At 61.0% G+C, this 3,629-nt stretch carries 3 protein-coding genes and 1 tRNA gene; all 4 read right to left on the bottom strand.

Annotated elements, in window-relative coordinates; all coding sequences use genetic code 11:
* Positions 1–65: 65 nt before the first annotated feature.
* The gene (locus tag ACQY7U_RS21215) at positions 66–440 is read right to left on the bottom strand and encodes a VOC family protein (protein ID WP_428648979.1); all 375 of its coding nucleotides are present in this window, start codon (positions 438–440) and stop codon (positions 66–68) included.
* Between the two features lie 68 nt (positions 441–508).
* A complete protein-coding gene (locus ACQY7U_RS21210; RefSeq protein ID WP_428648977.1) occupies positions 509–1,204 on the bottom strand; it encodes a helix-turn-helix transcriptional regulator in 696 nt (231 codons plus the stop codon).
* 9 nt (positions 1,205–1,213) lie between these two features.
* The gene (locus ACQY7U_RS21205; protein WP_428648974.1) at positions 1,214–2,707 is read right to left on the bottom strand and encodes an alpha/beta hydrolase; all 1,494 of its coding nucleotides are present in this window, start codon (positions 2,705–2,707) and stop codon (positions 1,214–1,216) included.
* A gap of 286 nt (positions 2,708–2,993) precedes the next feature.
* Positions 2,994–3,083, bottom strand: a tRNA-Ser gene (locus ACQY7U_RS21200).
* Positions 3,084–3,629: the final 546 nt, after the last annotated feature.

Genomic DNA, 3,629 nt, shown 5'->3' with positions numbered 1-3,629 from the left:
CCGCCGGCGCGGGCGATGCGGACATGGGCCGCCGAGGCGACGGCGATCCAGGCGCGGGGCATTTCCTACGTCTCGTCTGCAATCGCGTAGACCCGAAGCTGGTGGCCGTCCGGGTCGGTGGCGACAAAGCTGCGGCCGAAGTCGAGATCGGCGGGCGGCATGACGATCTCGGCGCCCTTCGATGTCCAGAGCAAATGCGTGTCGTCGACGTCCTTGTTGCTGTGGACCCTTATGCCGATCTCGCTGCCGCCGACGACGCCTTCCGGGGCCGGTTCCACGCCGTCCTTCTTCCAGAGGCCGAGGGCCGGGCCGGAGGGGAGGACAAAGAGAACGAAGGTCGGGCTCGCCTCGACCGGCGCGCAGCCGAAGATCGTCTCGTAGAAGCGGGCGGTCTCCGCCGGATCGGTGACATGGAGAAGGAGGGTGCTGATGCCGTTCATGTTTATGCTCCAGTTGGGTTTTGGCTGGAGCCGGTTCTAAAACGGCATGCTGTCAGTTTCTGGCAGTATCAGATGTCGCGGGCCGGAATTTTTTCTAACTTACGCCATTCCTTCTCCAGAACCCGGCGCCTCTTCGGATAGCGCTCGTCCAGCATTTCGGCATGGTCGATCCGGTCGGTGCGGAAATGGCGGAAGGCCTCGCGCCGCTCGCACCAGGCAATCAGCAGCCGCACCTGGTCGAAATATCCGAGGGCGACCGGCCAGACGGTCCGCTGCGACGACGTGCCCCTGGCGTCCCGGTAGGTAAGGTCGAGCTTGTGCTCGGTCCGGATCGCCTTGCGCAGGAGCGCCGCGTCCACTCTGTCGGCGGCGATATTGGCGCCCGGGCCGACAAGCAGCGGCGAGACCTCCAGCTCGTCCCGCAAATCCGGCGGCAGGACCGCCGCAAGGCGCGCCAGCGCCCCCTTGGCGGCGCTCTTCAACCTCTCATCCCCTCGTGCGGCCACCCAGCGGGATCCCAGCACAATGGCCTCGATTTCTTCCGGCGGGAACATCAGCGGCGGTAGCAGGAAGCCGGGTTTCAGCACATAGCCCACCCCCGGCTCGCCCTCGATCGTCGCCCCCAGCGCCTGCAGGCTGGCAATGTCCCGGTAGAGCGTGCGGATACTCACTCCAAGCTCTTCCGCCAGCACCTTGCCGCTCACCGGCCTCCGGTGACGGCGCAGCACCTGGAGAAGATCGAAAAGGCGTTCGGATCGGGACATGGCGGTGTTTTATTGAGATTGCTTGCTTTGCTGAAGGCCATTTGATGTCTGCTCAAGAAAACGCTGCATCTCTTCCAGCATATGATCGTGGAACGGGTTCCAGTGGATCCGTAGGAGGTCCGCTGCCGGGATGTTCAGGACAGATTTTTCGCCGCGCAGCACCAACGATCCGAGCTGGAGTTCGGAGATTTCAGGCTGCCGGATGTGGCCGTAGAGAGGATCCTCTTCCCTGAAGGGCAGGGCGATGTGCGAGAGGGAATAGATGTCGCTCGGCCACGCCGCCGCCAACGGTGTTGTCACCGGTAAAGCGGTGCCGGGTGCGAAGGACTCGCGCACGACACTCGCGTCCCCCTTGCCCGCGTTCGTGATCACCTGCACCGTGTAGCTGCGGTCAACGTCCGCCTTGATCGGATCCAGAATGGGCGCCGGGTCGAAGGAAAACAGGGGCGTGCCGGCAATTGCCCGGTTGATGTCGAAGAGCACCAGTTCGGAGCCGTTGTCAGCCAAGCGGTTGTACAGTTTGGCGACGAGGTCCTGCGGGCGAACCGTTGCGTCGACGACGGAGGAAAACCCCTGGATCGGTGGAATCTCCTTCAACTTTCCGGCCGCTTCCACTGTGGTGAGAGCTGCCTGTATCTGCTGAGTCAGCTGCCAGGTGACGTAGCCCGCGTTCACGGTGAAAGAGGAATATTTGTAAGGGTCGTATTCCGGGAGAACGGAATTCCAGGCGAGCTTCTGCAGGCCAAGGACATGGCCCAGTCTGATCAGCCATCTGGCATAGGCGGCCGCCGGGGTAATGCCGATTGCGGGCGAAAGAATGCTGACACCCGTCACCTTCGGGAACGTCGCATCCTCGGCCTGCCTGAGCGCATAGAGCACGGCCAGCGCCGCGCCGTTCGAATAGCCGACGATATAGACCGGGCGATCCGGGGCCAGGCCGTGAAGATGTTTCACGCCGAGTTCTGTCGCGGCAAACATGTCCTGCCAGGTGATGTCGAGCAGGCCGGACGGCGCGGTTCCGTGCCCCGGCAGGCGGAGCCCCAGGACCGTATAGCCGTTTTCATTCAAGGCCGTTCCGACGGACTTCAGGCTGTAAGGGGAATCCGACATGCCATGGAGCAGCAGAACGGTTGCCCGCGGTTCTTCCGCTTTCAGCAGGAAACTCCGGTTCCAGTTCCGCTGCCAGCGCGCCGGATCCGAGACGCTTCCCGGCTGAAAGCGGTTGATCTCGTCGTGGTTCCCCCAAGCAGTTTCCTGGATGATCTTGTCATCGAGTTCCCGGAAAAGCCGGTCTTCGAGCGCCAGATAGTCCTCAAATGTTGTTATGCCGGCATCCGCCGTGAATTCTTCCTTCAGCGGTTCCGTATGCCAACTGGAAAGGTCGGACTGTCCGGTAAGGTAAATCACGCCGATGACAACGATGGCGAGCACGGCGCCGAGGCTCATGATCAGCGAAATTTTGGTCAACCACCAGATTCGGCGAATGGTCCGAAGGACGCCCATGCAATTTCCCTATCTCGGTCTGCCGGCACCTCACATGCCGCATGCTGGCAAATATGCGAATGACCTTCTTGGATTCCGTTTCATATGTCCATGCCCTGCCGGACTTTCACGGAGCCATGCGCTAAGTTGTTCATTCATCCGGTGAAAACAGCAGGGGAGGGTTCGAGGTTGCTGTGGGTCAAGGTCAGACAAGTCGATCGTTCGAGCCGACGACCGAAACGGTAAAGAGGGTTGAAAAGGATTTTGGGAAAACCAGCGGGAGCGGCGCGCTGCACAGAAAGGAAAATGGCGGAGAGACAGGGATTCGAACCCTGGGTACCCTCGCGGGCACAACGGTTTTCGAGACCGCCCCGTTCAACCACTCCGGCACCTCTCCGCGGTACTTTGAGATAAACGGGTCTCAAGTGGCGCGGAACATAGACACACTCGGCGCGGCCTGCAAGCCCGGAAATGCGTTCTTTTGAAAGAATGTGGATTAGACCGTCTGAGTGGCCTTTCTGCAGGGTAAAGGGCGGAAAGGAAACGGGAATTCGGGTCGAGGTCTGATCGGCGAGCCTGAGATTGTCCTGTCATCAGGTCCGTTTGGGTCCCCTGTAGTCTTCTTCCCGCGCCCGAATATCCGGTGCCCTGGGAAGGGGGCGCGGCGGATCAAAAGGTCCGGCGCCGGATAAGTGATTCAGAAAGTTCGGATTTTGCGCCGGAATGTGCGGATTTCCGTTTGACATCGCGTGCGCGCCGACTATATTGCGCGGGCTCGAAAAGGTTCGCTTTTTCGGGTTTTGTTTGTCGTTCAAGGCCTGCCGGGCTTTTCAAAGCTTCACGCGCAACCCGACACAAAGACTTGTCTGACCGGATCATTCCGGAGGGACGGGCGCCTCGGTTCGACCTGAAAGCAGCCAGCTCCGATTTCGGCAGCTGGCGT

The organism is Roseibium sp., assembly GCF_050301095.1.
GTDB lineage: Bacteria > Pseudomonadota > Alphaproteobacteria > Rhizobiales > Stappiaceae > Roseibium.
Note: the sequence above shows the minus strand (reverse complement) of the source record. Positions and strands in the feature narration are given on the sequence as shown.

What these genes read in the sequence shown, in the direction of transcription:
- ACQY7U_RS21210 (WP_428648977.1), bottom strand. Translation starts at nt 1,204, where the DNA reads ATGTCCCGATCCGAACGCCTTTTCGATCTTCTCCAGGTGCTGCGCCGT.
- ACQY7U_RS21215 (WP_428648979.1), bottom strand. Translation starts at nt 440, where the DNA reads ATGAACGGCATCAGCACCCTCCTTCTCCATGTCACCGATCCGGCGGAG.
- ACQY7U_RS21205 (WP_428648974.1), bottom strand. Translation starts at nt 2,707, where the DNA reads ATGGGCGTCCTTCGGACCATTCGCCGAATCTGGTGGTTGACCAAAATT.